This is a genomic window from Parendozoicomonas sp. Alg238-R29, assembly GCF_947331445.1.
Lineage (GTDB): Bacteria > Pseudomonadota > Gammaproteobacteria > Pseudomonadales > Endozoicomonadaceae > Sansalvadorimonas.
Genome location: NZ_CAMZOG010000099.1, coordinates 1 through 15179, shown reverse-complemented (window position 1 = coordinate 15179; position 15179 = coordinate 1). Strand labels below are relative to the sequence as shown.

Sequence of the window (15179 nt, the reverse complement as noted above, 5' to 3'; positions counted from 1 at the left end):
GTCGCCCTCGCTCGATAAGAAAACCAGCGTCGTCAGTTTAGTCTACGAATCGTGGCTGAGGTTAGGTGGTAATCAGGTACTCTGAAGAGGAAGATTGAAGGTCACCAAAATCAATCATCTTCAGCCGTTCTTTCTTTTTAATACGGCGAGATGCCGCCGCAATATCGGCCTGTCCAGCCATCATGGCCTTAAAACCACTGGAGGAACCGTGAGCCTTTACCTCCACTGCAACCTGCTGCCCGGTGGCAATATGGGTGGCCAGAATGTTCTGCTCGTTCACCACCGAAGTGTTGAGAACATTCACATCCTTAAATCCGCGGGCCTTCAGCCAGCTTGCGACCAGCTCTGGCCCCAACTTGGCACCGATAGTGTTTGACCCCTGCATGGTGAACAGAACACCCTCAGGTTTCTTAAACAAAGACCGCGCCAAATCTTCGCCTCTGGCCAACCCGCTCAGCAGCATTAACACCATAAACCAGCGCAATACCGACATAGTCACTCCTCCCAAATTTCCTGAGGAAATAAGCTAGCAAGGAACTATTACAAACTAATGAAAAGACCTTCCTTTAATAAAAAGCCTGTTTGTTAGACTTAATTGTTACAGGAACACACTTATTTGATTCAGACAGAAAGGACGTTGTCATGGATTCAGGAAGCATAGGAAGACCCTCAACCCCATCCACCCTCAGCCCGGTGGATTCAACGTCCGATGACAGCGCAAAAGTCCAGGAAGGCAAAAACGGCACTAAAACGGTTGAACCTCAGGACAAGGCCAAAATCAGCACAGAGCGCCCTCCTGTTCCGCCAAGATCCCTTAAAGTATTGGCTCGAACAGCTGCCCAAAACCACGGTGTACTACCCAGCGTCCAACAAAAAGCCCAGCAGTTTGAAGCTAAAAAAACATCCGAAACAGAAGAGCAACCAGCCCCGAAACCCAGAACTCGCACCCAGAACGGGGAAGAGATTTATGCCAGCCGGTCGTCTCTGAGAATACAAACAGAAGGTGAGAATAAACATCAACCAAGTGTGAAAACAGAAAGTCAAAAACTACGTGAAGAAATTCAGGAAGATAGGGCATCCGGCAATGCGACCAGTAATTTCGGTAATATTAAAGAAGAACTTGTTAAAAACATGATGCCCACACCGTCTTCTGAGAGATCAGAAAATAGCGGAGATCCATCACTTGATCAGGCAAGAAAAGATCTGGAAAAAGAAGAGCCATCATTTCGTCCTAGAAGCAAATCCTTGAGAGAACGCGGAGCATCTGCTTTAAAGAACATCAAACTGAAATTTTCCAGAAGCCAATCGGCACCCGATTTAACAAGAAGCGAACCCACACCAAGGCTTGCTCGCACTGAATCAGCGCCCACTGGCTTTATACAAACCGAAAAACTTTCAGACACACCGTTTAGCCGCGATGATAATCCACTGGCACCAATTCGTAATGAACTGGAAGGCCAGCTTCAAGATATCAAAGACAACATTAAAACCATGAAAGATATCCTGTCTAAATCCAGGAACCCGAAGACTCTCAAAATTGCTGAAAAAACCCTTCCAAAGCTAATCGCTTTACAGCAGCGTACGGAACAATCCCTGGAGACTCTGGATGGTTTATCTCCAGCCACCCTAAACGATCACGAGATGCAACTGCTCGATCAACCTTCTGTCGTTCAGGGTGGAATGGATAAAGCGATGAAAGCTATTTCACGACAGCTTCCCCATATATTTATGATGGAGCAGAGGGATGACATTTCTGATGTCAAGGATGGGGACGGTGATAATTTTGAAGAGATTGAAGAGAGCAGGCCTCAAGTGCAACCCAGACGTTTTAGCGCCTTGGCCGCTAAACGAAGTGCAGCTAGCAGCTCTGCCAGTGTTCAACCAATGAAACAAACAACTTCAAAGCAAAATCTCTCCCCAATCCCTGGGACAGAAGGCAAACCGGCACCTGCTTTCAGGGAAGCTGAACAGCTTTCCGAGACACCGTTTAGCCCTTCAGAAAACCCAATGAAAGACGTCGCCGACAGACTTAAGGCACAGCTGGATGACGTTGATTCAAAAATCACAGAAATTGATAACTTCGTAAAGGTAGCTGCCAACAAGAAAGCGAATAAAAAGAGTAAAGCACTGGCCCAGAAAGCTCTTCAGGCCCTTGGTAGCGTGAAGGAACAGATTGAAACTTCAAGAAATAAAGTTCTTTCACTCTCTCCAGCCACGATTGACAAAGAGGGGGTCAAACTTTTCGAGCAACCTGACATGCATCAATCTGCTATAGATAAAGCCATTCAAAAGTTCGCGGCAGTCCGAACAGATATTGCAAGCCTCCAACCCCCACAGAACGTTGAGGCACAAACTCCAGACGCAAGCCAAACCCTGCAGATTCTTGATAATCAGCTCGCAAGCCTTAAATCCAGTATTCAAACCCTTCAGAAACAATACGAAAGTATCGCCCCCAATAAGAAAAGCCTCAAATCGGCCAAGAATTTTTTAGCTAGCAAACCACTACAGCAACTTGAGTTCGAGTTAGACTCGTCAAGAGGAGTTGCAAAAGCTGGTGGCGAAGTCGATTGGACATCCTTGAAAAAACTGACTGGCCTGGTTAACAAGCAACTTGCAAAAAGTAAGCTCTACGACACAACAGCACTTCATAACGTTCAGCTAACACCTCCAGTGGTGAAATAAACCCGGTTTTATTTTTCGTGTTCAAACGGCATAAAACCGAGGTAACACTTATCCCAACCCCAGATATGTGTTAAAAGAATAAAAAATAATCGACAGATAAGCCCATGTTAGAAAAATACGAGCTGGTTTTTTCCGGGGAAACCACACCAGGCGCACCACTCGAGAAAGTCCGCGCTAACGCCGCAAAACTCTTCCATGCCGGGCCAGCCCAGTTGGAAAAACTTTTTTCCGGCTCTCCTGTGGTTCTCAAGAACAATCTGGACAAAGCAACTGCGGAATCTTATCTCACCAAACTCAAATCTGCCGGGCTTGTCTGCTCCCTGCGAGCCATGCAGCAGAAACCTGCACCGCAACCCGCTTCTCCAAAAACCAAATCCAAAGAACCTGCGCCAAAACTCTCACCAAAGGCGAAGCCAGAAGAAGGCAGTCTTTCTATTGCTCCTGTAGGCGCAGACGTAAACCCTCATGAAGAGATTCCCGTTCCACCTATGCCAGACACCAACCACTTCTCCCTGAAGGAGCAAAAAGGCTACCTGTTTGATCAGGACGATACACCTCCCCCACCTCCCCCTAATACCAACCATATTACTCTGGAGTAACTGTCGACCTGTCAAATCGGTCAATTGTGCAACAAAACCCCGTGGTAGGATTTCCAGCGAGTGCTAAATAACAACAAACAATAACAGTGCGCAGGATCCCTCCATGCTCAAGCAAAGATTTTTTGTACTGATGGCCAGCTGCTTGCTGGCTTTCTCAACACTCATTCAGGCTAACCAGACAAAAGACTGGAACAGCTATCCGGATGAGCTGACAACATTCGATTACAGTGGCGACAAGCTGAAAGAGAACTGGCCCACTCTTACCCGTGGCACTAAAGAACCTTTCCCCGACGTTGCTTATATCAAATCCATGGGAGAGCGTTTCCCGGAAGCTATGGCACTTTCTGTTAAAGAGTTAAGAGCCAATGCCTCTAATATGGGAATTGATTATGAAATCCCTAAGCAACTCACGGAGAAGGATTACCAGTTTTATTCTGAACTGATTCAGCAAACCTGGCGCTACCTGTTTGAAGGAAAGTTCCAGGAAGCCAGAGAGTTGGGAATGCAGCTCGGACCGATGGGTTATATTCCTGGCCTGTATGCCCAATCCATCTATGCTCAACATCTCGCTAAGAGCCAGGAAGAAAAGCACGACATGCTTCGTGAAGTTATCGATACCACAAAGCGTATGGAAAGCTATGTCCCCAATTACCCTTTCATTTTGTTTGGCAGCGCCTACGCCAAAGCCCGGATCTCTGAAGATCTTTCCATGACCAAAGCTCTGGCAACTGGCTATACCAAGCCTATGAAACACGATTTGGAAAACCTGGTATCACTCTATCCTGAGCACATGTATGGCTACGCCTCTTTGGGTGGTTTGCATGCAGGCATTGTTGAGAAGTCCGGCAGCAAGTTTCTGGCTCGTATGACATACGGTGCCACCACTGACGACATGGAAAAGTACTTTGGTGTTGCCCTTGCGGTAGAACCGGCTCTGCCAGTGACTCGTCTGGAGTACGCTATCGCTCTTGTTCGGGTTTACGGTGACGACAAAAAAGATGAAGCCATTTCTTATCTGAAAGAAGCGGTTGAAATGACCCCGGTTCACGCCGAAGAGAGTCTGGATATTGCCAAGGCAGCACGTCTGCTGAAAGAGTGGCAATAAACCTAAAAAGTCAGTGCAAACAAAAAGGCTCGAAGCTGTAAAAGCTTCGGGCCTTTTTTATTCAGGGAAGAAGGACATCAATCAACCAGTTCGCGGCGACCAGCAAACGCATGCATCAGTGTACCGCCATCGATATATTCCAACTCACCACCAAGAGGAACCCCATGGGCAATGCGGGAAACTTTCACACCCTTCTCCCGCAAGCCAGACGCAATATAGTGAGCGGTAGCTTCACCTTCCACCGTAGGATTGGTGGCCAGGATAACTTCTTTAATACCGTCACCTGCAACCTGTGCAAGCAACTGATCAACACCAATATCATCAGGGCCAATACCGTCAATGGGCGACAAATGCCCCATAAGAACAAAATAACGTCCCTGAAACCCTCCAGCCTGCTCAATAGCCAGAACATCAGCAGGGGTTTCCACCACACACAATTGTCCAGTTCCACGTTCAGGACGGGTGCAGATATCACAGATATCTTTTTCCGTTAAGGTGCGGCAACGCTGGCAGTGACCAACACCGTCCACAGCTTCCTTCAAAGCGGAAGACAGCTTTGCTGCACCTTCCCGATCCCGTTCCAGCAAATGCAATACCATTCTCTGGGCTGATTTCGGACCAACACCCGGCAGGCATTGCAAAGACTCCATCAATTGAACAATCAACGGGCTGAATGACATGCTATCGAACCACCTCCCTGATTCATCTTACTTATTATTCTCAGAATGGCATCTTGAAGCCGGCCGGCAAGCCCATGCCACCAGTCATATCGGCCATACGATCCTGTTGATTTTTTTCAATCTTGCGAACTGCGTCGTTTACTGCAGCGGCAATCAGGTCTTCCAGTATTTCTTTCTCATCCTCCATCAGGGAAGGATCAATCTCAATGCGACGAACGTCGTGACGACCAGTCATGGTCACCTTCACCAAGCCAGCGCCAGCTTCACCGGTCACTTCTGCGTTGGCCAGCTCTTCCTGCATTTTCTGCATCTGCTCTTGCATCTGCTGAGCCTGTTTCATCAGGCCACCCATACCACCCTTCAGCATAACAACCTCGTCTTGCTAAATATCAAATGTTTATGAACCAACCGGCTCAATAGTTTGTTCAAGTATGCGACCGGAAAATGCCTGCACAAGGGCCTGTATCCGGTCGTCAGTAAGAAAGCTTTGTCGTGCAGCTGCCAAGCGTTCCAGCCTGCGTCGTTCACGCCAGGCCGCCGGGGTTTCTGTAGCAATATCCCCGGTTTCTACTTCCAGAGAAATATCTTCCCCAAAATACTGGTTCAGCGCTGTCTGAATACGCTGCCGGTGATTGTCGTTGTAGAGTGTGTCGTGCTCTTTATCGAGGCGCAGCAACAGTTTGTCCCCATCGCAACTTACCAGTTCACAGTGGGAAACAATTGCGCCAGTGACACCGCCCATACCCAGCGTTTGACTCAGAGGAATCCAGTCGCTGATCTTTAAGTTAGCGAGGGGAATTCGCTCTTCTTCAGTAATAGCAGGAACACTGCCCTGAACAGCTAGCGTCGCCCCCCCTATCGGGTCTGGAACAACGGCAGATACCTGCTGCATAACGGGCACATTAACAGGAGGAGCACCCATAGACTCTGGAGAAAGCTCCGGTATGCTTCCGATATCTGGCTCAGAAACAGGCTCAGAGTCATAGAGATCCAGTGGGGGCGCTTCAGCAACCACGGGTTCTTCCACAACATCGGCCACGGGCTCATCCCAAGGGGGGGGCTGCAAGTCAGATGCTGGCGCAGGCATCGCATCCTGAACAGATACCGGTTCTGAAGGCGCATCAGGCTGAGCTGGTTCCGGGGCTGGAGCCGGCTCAACTATTTGCGCTTGCGCGACAGGCTCCGGTTCCTCCGGCTCGTCTCTTGACTCGGAGGTTGGGGCTGATGATTCCTGAGCTTTCCGGGGTTCCCGTTGGGAAACATCATTAGAGCCACCACCTGGCAAGGCTTGCTGAGGAGCAGTAGGCACGCCATCCGGACGGAAGGCCAGCATCCGCAGCAGAACCATTTCAAACCCGGCTCTGGGGTCTGGAGCCAAAGGCAAATCCCGGCGACCAATCATGCCGGTCTGGTAATACAGCTGAATATCCTCAGCCGTCACTTTGCCTGCCAGTTCGAGAATTCGCTCGCGATCGCCCTGACTGTTATCCACAACATCCGGTACAGCCTGTGCTAATGCAATTCTATGGAGGGCAGAAAGCATATCCCCCAGCACGGCAATATAATCTGGGCTGTGCTCTGCCAGTTCACTCACCGCATCCAAAACTGCGCTCGCCTGCCCAGCCACCAGAGCATCGAGAACCCGATAAACCTGATCCTGATCGATAGTTCCCAGCATAGCTGTTACAGCCTGGCTGGTGAGCTTATCGCCACAGTAGGCAATCGCCTGATCTGTCAGACTCAAAGCATCACGCATACTGCCATCAGCAGCACGACCAAGCTGCCAGAGAGCAGGCAACTCATAGCCTACTTTTTCGCAATCCAGAACATGTTGCAAATGCTCAACAACCTTCTCGGGTTGCATATTTTTCAGGCTGAACTGAAGGCAGCGGGAAAGAATGGTAATCGGCAGTTTGTGGGGGTCAGTGGTCGCCAACAAAAATTTGATATGAGGGGGTGGCTCTTCCAGAGTTTTCAACAAAGCGTTGAAGCTGTGGGTGCTGAGCATGTGCACCTCGTCAATCAGGTACACCTTGAAGCGGCCACGAGTCGGTGCATACTGAACGTTATCAAGCAGCTCTTTGGTATCTTCCAGACGGGTACGGCTGGCCGCGTCGACTTCAATCAAATCAACAAAACGACCTTCATCAATTTCCCGGCAGGCGGAACACTCACCACAAGGTTCAGAAGTAACCCCGGTTTCGCAGTTCAGGCATTTCGCCAGAATACGGGCAATACTGGTCTTACCAACGCCCCGGGTGCCGGTAAACAGGTAAGCATGGTGTAGCCGGTCATTGTCGAGGGCATTCACCAGCGCCTGCAGAACGTGAACCTGACCCACCAGTTCCTTGAAGGTACGGGACCGCCATTTGCGCGCAAGCACCTGATAACTCATGGGTTATTTGCCACCATTCAGTTAGCTGCTCGAAGAAGAAAAAACAGGATTATATGCTAACCGAGTTGATGCGAGGATGCACGATACGATCAAACACAAAGGAAACAATTCAGGAAAATAAGAATGTAAAGCGGGAAAAATGGAGGCGTCCCCTGCCAGCCAACACCCCGGCACATGTGCGCACTGCTACCGTTGCTCCCTTCCGGGCCTGGCGGAGTTCACAGCTGCTCATTGCGGGGGGACCGACAGAGTCCGCCATCGCGAGATTCGAAACAAGAAAAACCTGCCCGAACGCGGTCGCATTCTCCATAAACCCGACCACTTTTGCAAGAGGGAAACGATTATTTCTTACAGCTCATTAAGATGCCAATGAGTAAACGCGCTTCAGGTTTTCAACATAACCTTTATCGAGACACATGGTCTTGCCCGGCGCATCAGAAATTTTCGCAACTGGCTGACCATTGCAGGATACGAGTTTCAAAACCATGTTCAGTGGGCAGCCGCCCACATCATTTGTCAGCCAGGTGCCAATACCAAAACTGGTGGCAATACGCCCCCGGAAGTGCCGGTGAATATCTAACGCCTTGGTAAAGTTCAGCCCATCGCTGAACACCAACACCTGATTGGCAGGATCAATATCCAGCAGCTCAAAGTGTTTGAGAGCTTGCTCTCCCCATTCAACAGGATCACCAGAGTCATGGCGCAGACCGGAATAACAAAGAGCCAGCTCCCGATCAAAATCCCTGAGAAATGCAGACATGCTTATTGTGTCCGTCAGAGCAATACCAAGTTTACCCTGATATTCCTGATACCAGACTTCCAGCGCCTTACGTTGACTCGATGCAAGATCATCCACCAGTGCCTGATGAGCCTGCAACCATTCATGCCCCATTGTTCCAACCGGCTGCAGGCCAAGCCTTTGCGCCAACATAATATTGCTGGTTCCCATCAAGTGAGTTGACTCTCTCTTAACAAGAGTTTCCAGCAACTTCTGGTGCCACTCAGAACTGAAGCGGCGACGGGTACCAAAATCGACAAAGTGGAACTCTTCATCCGCATCGAAATGCGCATCAAGCCAGTTCAGTTTGGCATCAAGGTTTTCTCGCGCTAGAGCAAGGCAAGCGCCCGCTTGCAAGTGGCGGCCATAAAGTTCACTGACAATAGCAAGGATATAGACTTCAAAGAGTGTAACTTCCAGCCAGGAGCCGCGCACATTGATCTGCAAACCTTTTGGAGAGATCTGAACATCAACCTTCTCAGGGTCAAGCCGCTGCTCGGCAAGCCAGTCCAGATAATCTGCCTGAAAAACGCCGCTGACCTCCAGCCACCTTTGCTCCCTACCATCGAGCCGCAGATCGGCAAGATGCCTTATCTGCTCACGTACCTCATCACTCAGAGGTGTCAGGTCAACAGGCGTACGACAATGAAAGCGTGCATCCACAACCGCTGTCGGGTAATGATGAAAAATGCCCTGCTGCATGGTCAGCTTGTAATAGTCAGTATCAAGCAGCGAGGTAATAATGGGATCAGATGACATACAACAACAGCCAAGAGTGGCAGAACCACTCGTTTTCAATAATCACACCTGAAAAGTCAGATGCACGTAAAGTCAATTCACTGACAAGCTGCCAGCATTTTCTACAATTTTCACACCAGCACGCTCAAGCTCAACAAGAGCTGTTTTTGACGACTCCGGCGCCAACCCTCGGGTTGCTGCAAGATTCAGCACAACCTCAAAGCCCCCCTTGATCAATTGCAGTACCGTGATTTTTACGCAGTAGTCCAGAGCCAGGCCACCAACTATGACAGTTTCAATGCCCCTATCTCGTAAGAACTCGATGACACCAGTACTGCGCTGATCAGCCAGATCATGGAAGCAAGCACCATAGGGATGCATATCTGGCTCAACCCCCTTCCAAACGAAATAATCGTAATCCTTCACCGCAGGCAAACCATCAAGAAGCTCAAAACCCAATGTTCCTGGAACACCATGGCGCGGCCAGCGCACGTCAACATTGTCACCATCAACAGGAGTCAGCATGGGAGCATCCGGTGTTGCTTCCCAAACAGCTTCTACAGGGTGGGAATCCTTTGAACCCACTCTGAAAAATGCAAGTTCAGCCTGAGCATTTAACTCTCCAACAATCCCCTGACCGCCAGCCACGGGCAACTCTGCCGGGCAAAGCTCGGTAAAACAGTTCTGGGCATCCACATCAAATGCCGCAATTTTTCTTTTTGATCCCAGGCTCAACATGCCGAACTCTACAAAGTGAACTACATTCACTAACATAGTGAAACTGATTCCAAAAGCTGTCAAGATGTCAGATCATGTGTTTTTATAAGACTGGATCACAATGACTTGGAGATTTGCTCGATTCTGTTATGAGTGAAAACCTGCTTGAAACCACATCGCCATTGTCAATGGCCCTTATTTCTGTAGATATTGTCGCATTGCGCCTCAACAGTGGCCGACTACAGGTTTTAACCTCCGCTGCCCGACACCCACGCGCCAAACATGATCGAGCTTTGCCAGCAGGACGAATTGATCCAACCCTCGATGAACAACTGGAGCAGACTGCCCGTCGCCAGCTCAAGATACTGACTCAGGCTGAGCCGTCATGGCTTGAGCAGGTTGAAACTATCGGCAACAGTTTGCGAGACAGTCGCGGATGGTCATTAACTGTTGTCTATTTCGCCCTACTTAGAAATGAACCTGAGCTGGATACACCGGATGCCCAGTGGCTTGATGTTGGCACCTGCTGCAATTTGCAGTTGCCAGACTTGGCTTACGACCACCAAAGATTACTGAAGTCCGCCATTGAAAGACTGTGCAACAAAATCCAATACACAACACTACCCTTATACCTTCTGCCTGAAGCCTTCACGCTGGCAGATATCCGTGATGTTTTTCAGGGGGTACTTGGTAAATCTCCTCCAATGCGGTCTATCCGCAACCGCTTTGGCAACGGAGATATTGTGGAGGATACTGGTAAAAAGCGTTACGGCAGCAACAGGCCAGCCAGCTTGTACCATTTGAAGAAAGGCAACCAAAACCGCCTGTTTAACCGCCTCTACGAATCAACTCAATAGATTTGTAAGAGCAGAGTCAAGCTCCGGATGGTTAAAGCAAAAGTTTGCTTTTTCTAAACCAGCAGGCACGGGATTCTGCCCTTCCAACAATAAAACCGCCCCCTCCCCCAATAAAAACCGGAGCACGGGAGCAGGCATAGTAAAAACAACTGGCCGATGTAGAACACTGCCCAAAGTTCGCGTAAATTCACGATTAGACAGTGATTGTGGCGCTACAAAATTAAAGGGACCGCGGGCATCAGAATTCAGCAAGTAGACAATGCCACGCACCATATCTTCGATATGTATCCAGGGCATCACCTGCTTTCCGGAACCCACCATTCCTCCCAGCCCCAAACGGAATGGGGGTAACATACGAGCCAACGCTCCATTCTGACTATGGAGCACAACACCAGTGCGAAGCAAACACAGTCGCGTTTCATTGTTTATCTTTCGTGCCTCACCCTCCCAACCCTTGCAGAGCTGTGCAGCAAAGTCATCACCGGCAGGCACGCTTTCAGAGAGAGGTTCACTCCCCCGCTCCACACCGTAAAAACCAACTGCAGAGCCACTGAGAAATACTTTGGCGGGAGAGGAAAAATGATTGAGCCAGCTCACCAGATCACGGGTAAGGTCAATGCGACTCCGCCTCAGGAGCTGTTTACGTTGCGCACTCCAGCGGCGATCCAGAACACCTTCACCTGCCAGGTTAATGCAGGCATCTGGCCCCTTATCGCTAACCCACTGTTCAAGATGACTGATACTTTTCACTGATGATCCAAGAAGAGCAGCTACAGCCTCAGGTGCCTGTCGGCTCAGCACCACAACGCTCCAGCCATCGGCAAGCAACGCTGGCACCAGGAACCGACCAATAAAGCCTGTCCCTCCGGTTAACAACAGAGTTTTCCCTTTCTCACTACCAGCCATACATTGCCTCTTGCACTTGAACCACAAAGCTATAGTTTACGTAAGCAGACCCTGTACAGATTACAACTCTGAAAACATATCAGGTAGAACAGACCACAGGCTTTGAGTGATGACACCATCCAAGAAATTACAATTAGTCTGGCTGCGCAGAGATTTACGCAGTAGAGATAACAAGGCTCTCTACTACGCCAGCCTGCAAGGGCCAGTTATTTGCCTGTGGCTGTCATTTGAAAAACAATGGCAGAAACATAACGATAGTCCCAATAAAATCTGGTTCTGGCATAAAAATCTGGAAGCTCTGGAGAAAAACCTTGAGACCCTTAATATTTCTTTAGTTACCGAAAATCTTCAGGACTTTAATCAAGCACCAAAACTTATTACCAAGCTGGCTCAGGATTTAAATTGCGAAGCGGTTTGGTTTAACAATGTGCATGAAGCTAATGAACAGCAAAGGGATAGAAATGTCGCCAAAGCCTGCAACGATGCTGGGTTAGCCTGCCATCAGTTTGATGACGACACTCTACTTCCTCCCGGCTCCGTACTTAACAAACAGGGATTACCCTACAAAGTTTTCACCCCGTTCCGGAAAGCACTTTACAGCCAAATTTCTCCTGAACAGTGGCAACCTCTTCCCCCTCCGGTCAAGCAAGCACCTCTCACCAACATCCCAGAGTGCAACCCTCTTCCTCAACTTCGGCCAACCGCAAAACACATTGATAAAAACTGGCCTGCCGGAGAAAAGTCCGCCCACAAGACTCTTAAAAAATTCATTCAGGAAAAGTCGGCCACTTATAAGAAAAACCGTGATTACCCTGCTCTAACGGGAACCAGCTCAATTTCTCCCTGGCTGACTGCTGGAGTTTTATCCATACGGCAATGTTTTTCAGCTGCAGTTGCCGAAAACAATGGTGAACTCGATACTGGCAATGAAGGGCTATGCTGCTGGGTCAGCGAGCTGGCATGGAGGGAGTTTTATCGACATATCCTTATGCAATTTCCCCGGGTAAGCAGACACAGAGCCTTTCAGGCTGAAACAGAATTCATAGCCTGGAACAAAAATGCCGAACATTTGGAAAAATGGCAAAAAGGACAAACAGGTGTTCCTATTGTTGATGCTGCCATGAAACAACTTGTGGAAACCGGCTGGATGCATAATCGTCTTAGAATGGTTGTCGCCATGTATCTCAGCAAAGATCTAATGCTTGACTGGCGACTTGGCGAGAAGTTTTTTATGGAGCACCTGATCGATGGCGATCTGGCATCCAACAATGGCGGCTGGCAATGGGCCGCCAGCACCGGTACTGATGCCGCACCTTACTTCCGTATATTCAATCCAGTCAGCCAGTCCCAAAAGTTTGACCCTCAAGGAACATTCCTGCGAAAGTGGTTACCAGAGCTGGCATCAGTAGATGACAAAACTATTCACGACCCTGCTGCCAATGGCTCACTGTTTTACGATGAAAGCGCTTACCCTAAGCCACTTGTCGATCACAAACAGGCAAGAGCAGCTACCATTGAAGCCTTCAAAGCTCTGAAGAATGGATAAATCGAGTGATAAAAAAACTAACAGCATTAGCCACAACAACACTCTTAACATCAACCATGGCTTTAGCCACGCCAGATCATGAACGACAGCTGCAGTTAATACAAATGAAAGGCTGCGCCAGTTGTCATGGCACCAAGGGGCAGGGAAATACAACAATGAAAGGCCCCAGGCTAGCAGGGCAAACTCAGGAACAGCTGATTGAAAAAATTAATGCTTACAGAAGCGGGGAAAAGAAAAATCCTACTATGGCTATGATGACGTATTCACTCACCGATCAGGAGATTGAAACTCTGGCCACCTATTTCAGCCAATTCAAATAGCCTCCTATCCCGGTTGGGTGAGCCCGGAACAGGAGAACAGAATCAAACTTTCCGCGACTGGTATTGATCCTCACCATCCACATGAGGCAGCAACAGATTAAGAAGAACAGCTGCTACTGCGCAAAGGCTGACGCCTTTCAGAGTCAGACCAAAGATTTCCACAGACAGATTACCCAGCCCAAATACCAGAACCAGAGCAACAATCACCAGATTGCGCGGAAGGCTCAGATCTACACGCGCTTTGATCAGGGTACTCAAGCCAACAACTGCAATAGAACCAAACAGCAGAACCATGATTCCACCCATCACCGGCGTTGGAATGGTTGCCAACAATCCACCAACTTTACCAATGAAAGCCACAACAATAGCAATACAGGCGGCCCAGGTCATAATGGCCGGATTGTAAGCCTTGGTCAGCATAACCGCGCCAGTCACTTCAGAGTAAGTTGTGTTTGGTGGGCCACCAAGCAGAGAAGCAAACGACGTTGCCAGACCATCTCCCATAAGCGTGTTCTGCAAGCCAGGCTTCTTAAGGTAATCCTTACCAGTCACAGAACTAATCGCCAGCATATCGCCAATATGCTCAATAGCTGGAGCAATAGCGACAGGGAGCATAAACAGGATAGCGTTGATATTAAATTCCGGCGCGGTAAACGAAGGGACCGCAAACCATGCGGCCTGAGCAACCGGCTCAAAGTTCACAACTCCCATTGCCAAAGCCGTGGAGTATCCAACAATAATGCCGCATAGAATAGGAATCAGCTTAATCAACCCCTTTGCCACAACCGCCGCTATCAGCGTGGCTATAAGGGAAACACCAGCCAGAATCATAGAAGTTTGCGGGTCAATCGAAGGGTTCGCCGAGCCATTGGCCATGTTTACGGCCACCGGAGCCAGCCCCAAGCCAATCACCATAATCACCGGCCCAACAACAACCGGCGGAAACATACGATAGAGAATGCCACTGCCCCGCAGACGAACCACAAGACTTAAAACCACATAAAGCAAGCCAGCCGCAGCAAGACCGCCCATAGTTGCAGAAAGCCCCCATTCGGCCACACCAAAACTGATGGGAGCGATAAAAGCAAAGGAAGAAGCAAGAAAGATAGGCACCTGACGACGAGTCACAAGCTGAAAAATCAGAGTACCAGCACCGGCGGTAAAAAAGGCAACATTAGCATCAAGGCCGGTAAGAAGAGGAACAAGAACAAGAGCACCAAAGGCAACGAACAACATTTGTCCGCCCATAAGCGCCTGCCTGAACACAGACCACTCATCCGCAGATGGGGTCCCAGGGTGATTATTTGTCATGGGTATCCGATCCCTTTTTTATAAGCGATTTTAGCGAGCTTTCATTTATTAGGGAACGGCAAAGGGAGCTCGATAGAATGAGCTCCCCTACGCAACAGACTGTTGCCAGGTATGATGGAATATATGGCGCGCTCAGGAGGATTCGAACCTCCGACCGCCTGGTTCGTAGCCAGGTACTCTATCCAGCTGAGCTATGAGCGCGTAAATGGCGCGTCCTGGAGGATTCGAACCTCCGACCGCCTGGTTCGTAGCCAGGTACTCTATCCAGCTGAGCTAAGGACGCATTCAACGGCGGCAAACTATAGGGATTCGCTTACCCAGAGTCAACAGAAAATACCGTGAACCTCAACTTCAACTCCCCCTCACAGACTTACTGCGTAACCAACACAAAAAAGCCGATACGAATAACGTATCGGCGTTCTCAAAAGAGGGGGGAGATTGAGACAAGATGTTTAAAAAAAGAAGATGGCGCGTCCTGGAGGATTCGAACCTCCGACCGCCTGGTTCGTAGCCAGGTACTCTATCCAGCTGAGCTAAGGACGCGG

14 protein-coding genes, 3 tRNA genes and 1 other RNA gene are annotated in these 15179 nt (G+C 49.2%); 6 read left to right on the top strand and 12 right to left on the bottom strand.

What is annotated here, in order from left to right; translation table 11 throughout:
• Window positions 1-61: 61 nt before the first annotated feature.
• Window positions 62-493 carry a hypothetical protein gene (locus QMA35_RS18785; protein ID WP_281648686.1) on the bottom strand — a complete coding sequence of 144 codons (432 nt, stop codon included), beginning with the start codon at window positions 491-493 and terminating at the stop codon, window positions 62-64.
• Between the two features lie 149 nt (window positions 494-642).
• On the opposite strand from QMA35_RS18785, the gene QMA35_RS18780 reads away from it, so the two are divergent.
• The 3 genes from QMA35_RS18780 (at window position 643) to QMA35_RS18770 (ending at window position 4386) form a co-directional block, all read left to right on the top strand.
• Window positions 643-2682, top strand: coding sequence for a hypothetical protein (locus tag QMA35_RS18780; protein ID WP_281648685.1), 2040 nt, complete (start codon window positions 643-645; stop codon window positions 2680-2682).
• Between the two features lie 104 nt (window positions 2683-2786).
• Window positions 2787-3281, top strand: coding sequence for a hypothetical protein (locus QMA35_RS18775; protein WP_281648684.1), 495 nt, complete (start codon window positions 2787-2789; stop codon window positions 3279-3281).
• Between the two features lie 103 nt (window positions 3282-3384).
• A complete protein-coding gene (locus QMA35_RS18770; RefSeq protein ID WP_281648683.1) occupies window positions 3385-4386 on the top strand; it encodes a hypothetical protein in 1002 nt (333 codons plus the stop codon).
• A gap of 77 nt (window positions 4387-4463) precedes the next feature.
• Here QMA35_RS18770 and recR read toward each other — a convergent pair whose 3' ends face one another.
• The 6 genes from recR to QMA35_RS18740 all read right to left on the bottom strand — a co-directional run bounded on the left by recR (window position 4464) and on the right by QMA35_RS18740 (window position 9751).
• Entirely contained in the window at window positions 4464-5066 is a 603-nt protein-coding gene (recR, locus tag QMA35_RS18765) for a recombination mediator RecR (RefSeq protein ID WP_281648682.1), read from the bottom strand.
• Between the two features lie 40 nt (window positions 5067-5106).
• On the bottom strand, window positions 5107-5433 hold the full coding sequence (locus QMA35_RS18760; protein ID WP_281648681.1) for a YbaB/EbfC family nucleoid-associated protein: 327 nt from the start codon (window positions 5431-5433) through the stop codon (window positions 5107-5109).
• A 30-nt stretch (window positions 5434-5463) separates the two neighbouring features.
• Window positions 5464-7461, bottom strand: a complete 1998-nt coding sequence (gene dnaX, locus QMA35_RS18755) for a DNA polymerase III subunit gamma/tau (protein WP_281648680.1) — start codon at window positions 7459-7461, stop codon at window positions 5464-5466.
• A 150-nt stretch (window positions 7462-7611) separates the two neighbouring features.
• Window positions 7612-7709: signal recognition particle sRNA small type (gene ffs / locus QMA35_RS18750), an RNA gene on the bottom strand.
• 110 nt (window positions 7710-7819) lie between these two features.
• A complete protein-coding gene (pncB, locus tag QMA35_RS18745) occupies window positions 7820-8998 on the bottom strand; it encodes a nicotinate phosphoribosyltransferase (protein WP_281648679.1) in 1179 nt (392 codons plus the stop codon).
• A gap of 72 nt (window positions 8999-9070) precedes the next feature.
• The gene (locus tag QMA35_RS18740) at window positions 9071-9751 is read right to left on the bottom strand and encodes an isochorismatase family protein (protein WP_281648678.1); all 681 of its coding nucleotides are present in this window, start codon (window positions 9749-9751) and stop codon (window positions 9071-9073) included.
• A 92-nt stretch (window positions 9752-9843) separates the two neighbouring features.
• Between QMA35_RS18740 and QMA35_RS18735 the strand changes: the two genes are divergently transcribed.
• The gene (locus QMA35_RS18735; protein ID WP_281648677.1) at window positions 9844-10551 is read left to right on the top strand and encodes an NUDIX hydrolase; all 708 of its coding nucleotides are present in this window, start codon (window positions 9844-9846) and stop codon (window positions 10549-10551) included.
• Here the strand turns inward: QMA35_RS18735 and QMA35_RS18730 are convergent.
• The gene (locus QMA35_RS18730; RefSeq protein ID WP_281648676.1) at window positions 10540-11457 is read right to left on the bottom strand and encodes a TIGR01777 family oxidoreductase; all 918 of its coding nucleotides are present in this window, start codon (window positions 11455-11457) and stop codon (window positions 10540-10542) included. The two genes, QMA35_RS18735 and QMA35_RS18730, sit on opposite strands and share 12 nt — an antisense overlap.
• Before the next feature lie 109 nt (window positions 11458-11566).
• Here QMA35_RS18730 and phrB point away from each other — a divergent pair, with 109 nt between their 5' ends.
• Window positions 11567-13003 (top strand): deoxyribodipyrimidine photo-lyase, encoded by a 1437-nt coding sequence (phrB, locus tag QMA35_RS18725; RefSeq protein ID WP_281648675.1) that lies wholly within the window; start codon window positions 11567-11569, stop codon window positions 13001-13003.
• Window positions 13004-13008: 5 nt separating this feature from the next.
• Window positions 13009-13323 carry a c-type cytochrome gene (locus tag QMA35_RS18720; protein WP_281648674.1) on the top strand — a complete coding sequence of 105 codons (315 nt, stop codon included), beginning with the start codon at window positions 13009-13011 and terminating at the stop codon, window positions 13321-13323.
• Window positions 13324-13365: 42 nt separating this feature from the next.
• Here the strand turns inward: QMA35_RS18720 and QMA35_RS18715 are convergent, their stop codons facing one another.
• The 4 genes from QMA35_RS18715 to QMA35_RS18700 form a co-directional block, all read right to left on the bottom strand.
• On the bottom strand, window positions 13366-14634 hold the full coding sequence (locus tag QMA35_RS18715; RefSeq protein ID WP_281648673.1) for a uracil-xanthine permease family protein: 1269 nt from the start codon (window positions 14632-14634) through the stop codon (window positions 13366-13368).
• 124 nt (window positions 14635-14758) lie between these two features.
• Window positions 14759-14835: transfer RNA gene (locus QMA35_RS18710), tRNA-Arg, on the bottom strand.
• 5 nt (window positions 14836-14840) lie between these two features.
• A tRNA-Arg gene (locus QMA35_RS18705) sits at window positions 14841-14917 on the bottom strand.
• Between the two features lie 183 nt (window positions 14918-15100).
• Window positions 15101-15177: transfer RNA gene (locus QMA35_RS18700), tRNA-Arg, on the bottom strand.
• Between the last annotated feature and the right edge of the window lie 2 nt (window positions 15178-15179).

Excerpts from the sequence above, each read along its gene's own strand:
- QMA35_RS18785 (WP_281648686.1), bottom strand. The coding sequence starts at position 493 with ATGTCGGTATTGCGCTGGTTTATGGTGTTAATGCTGCTGAGCGGGTTG.
- QMA35_RS18780 (WP_281648685.1), top strand. The coding sequence starts at position 643 with ATGGATTCAGGAAGCATAGGAAGACCCTCAACCCCATCCACCCTCAGC.
- QMA35_RS18775 (WP_281648684.1), top strand. The coding sequence starts at position 2,787 with ATGTTAGAAAAATACGAGCTGGTTTTTTCCGGGGAAACCACACCAGGC.
- QMA35_RS18770 (WP_281648683.1), top strand. The coding sequence starts at position 3,385 with ATGCTCAAGCAAAGATTTTTTGTACTGATGGCCAGCTGCTTGCTGGCT.
- recR (WP_281648682.1), bottom strand. The coding sequence starts at position 5,066 with ATGTCATTCAGCCCGTTGATTGTTCAATTGATGGAGTCTTTGCAATGC.
- QMA35_RS18760 (WP_281648681.1), bottom strand. The coding sequence starts at position 5,433 with ATGCTGAAGGGTGGTATGGGTGGCCTGATGAAACAGGCTCAGCAGATG.
- dnaX (WP_281648680.1), bottom strand. The coding sequence starts at position 7,461 with ATGAGTTATCAGGTGCTTGCGCGCAAATGGCGGTCCCGTACCTTCAAG.
- pncB (WP_281648679.1), bottom strand. The coding sequence starts at position 8,998 with ATGTCATCTGATCCCATTATTACCTCGCTGCTTGATACTGACTATTAC.
- QMA35_RS18740 (WP_281648678.1), bottom strand. The coding sequence starts at position 9,751 with ATGTTAGTGAATGTAGTTCACTTTGTAGAGTTCGGCATGTTGAGCCTG.
- QMA35_RS18735 (WP_281648677.1), top strand. The coding sequence starts at position 9,844 with ATGAGTGAAAACCTGCTTGAAACCACATCGCCATTGTCAATGGCCCTT.
- QMA35_RS18730 (WP_281648676.1), bottom strand. The coding sequence starts at position 11,457 with ATGGCTGGTAGTGAGAAAGGGAAAACTCTGTTGTTAACCGGAGGGACA.
- phrB (WP_281648675.1), top strand. The coding sequence starts at position 11,567 with ATGACACCATCCAAGAAATTACAATTAGTCTGGCTGCGCAGAGATTTA.
- QMA35_RS18715 (WP_281648673.1), bottom strand. The coding sequence starts at position 14,634 with ATGACAAATAATCACCCTGGGACCCCATCTGCGGATGAGTGGTCTGTG.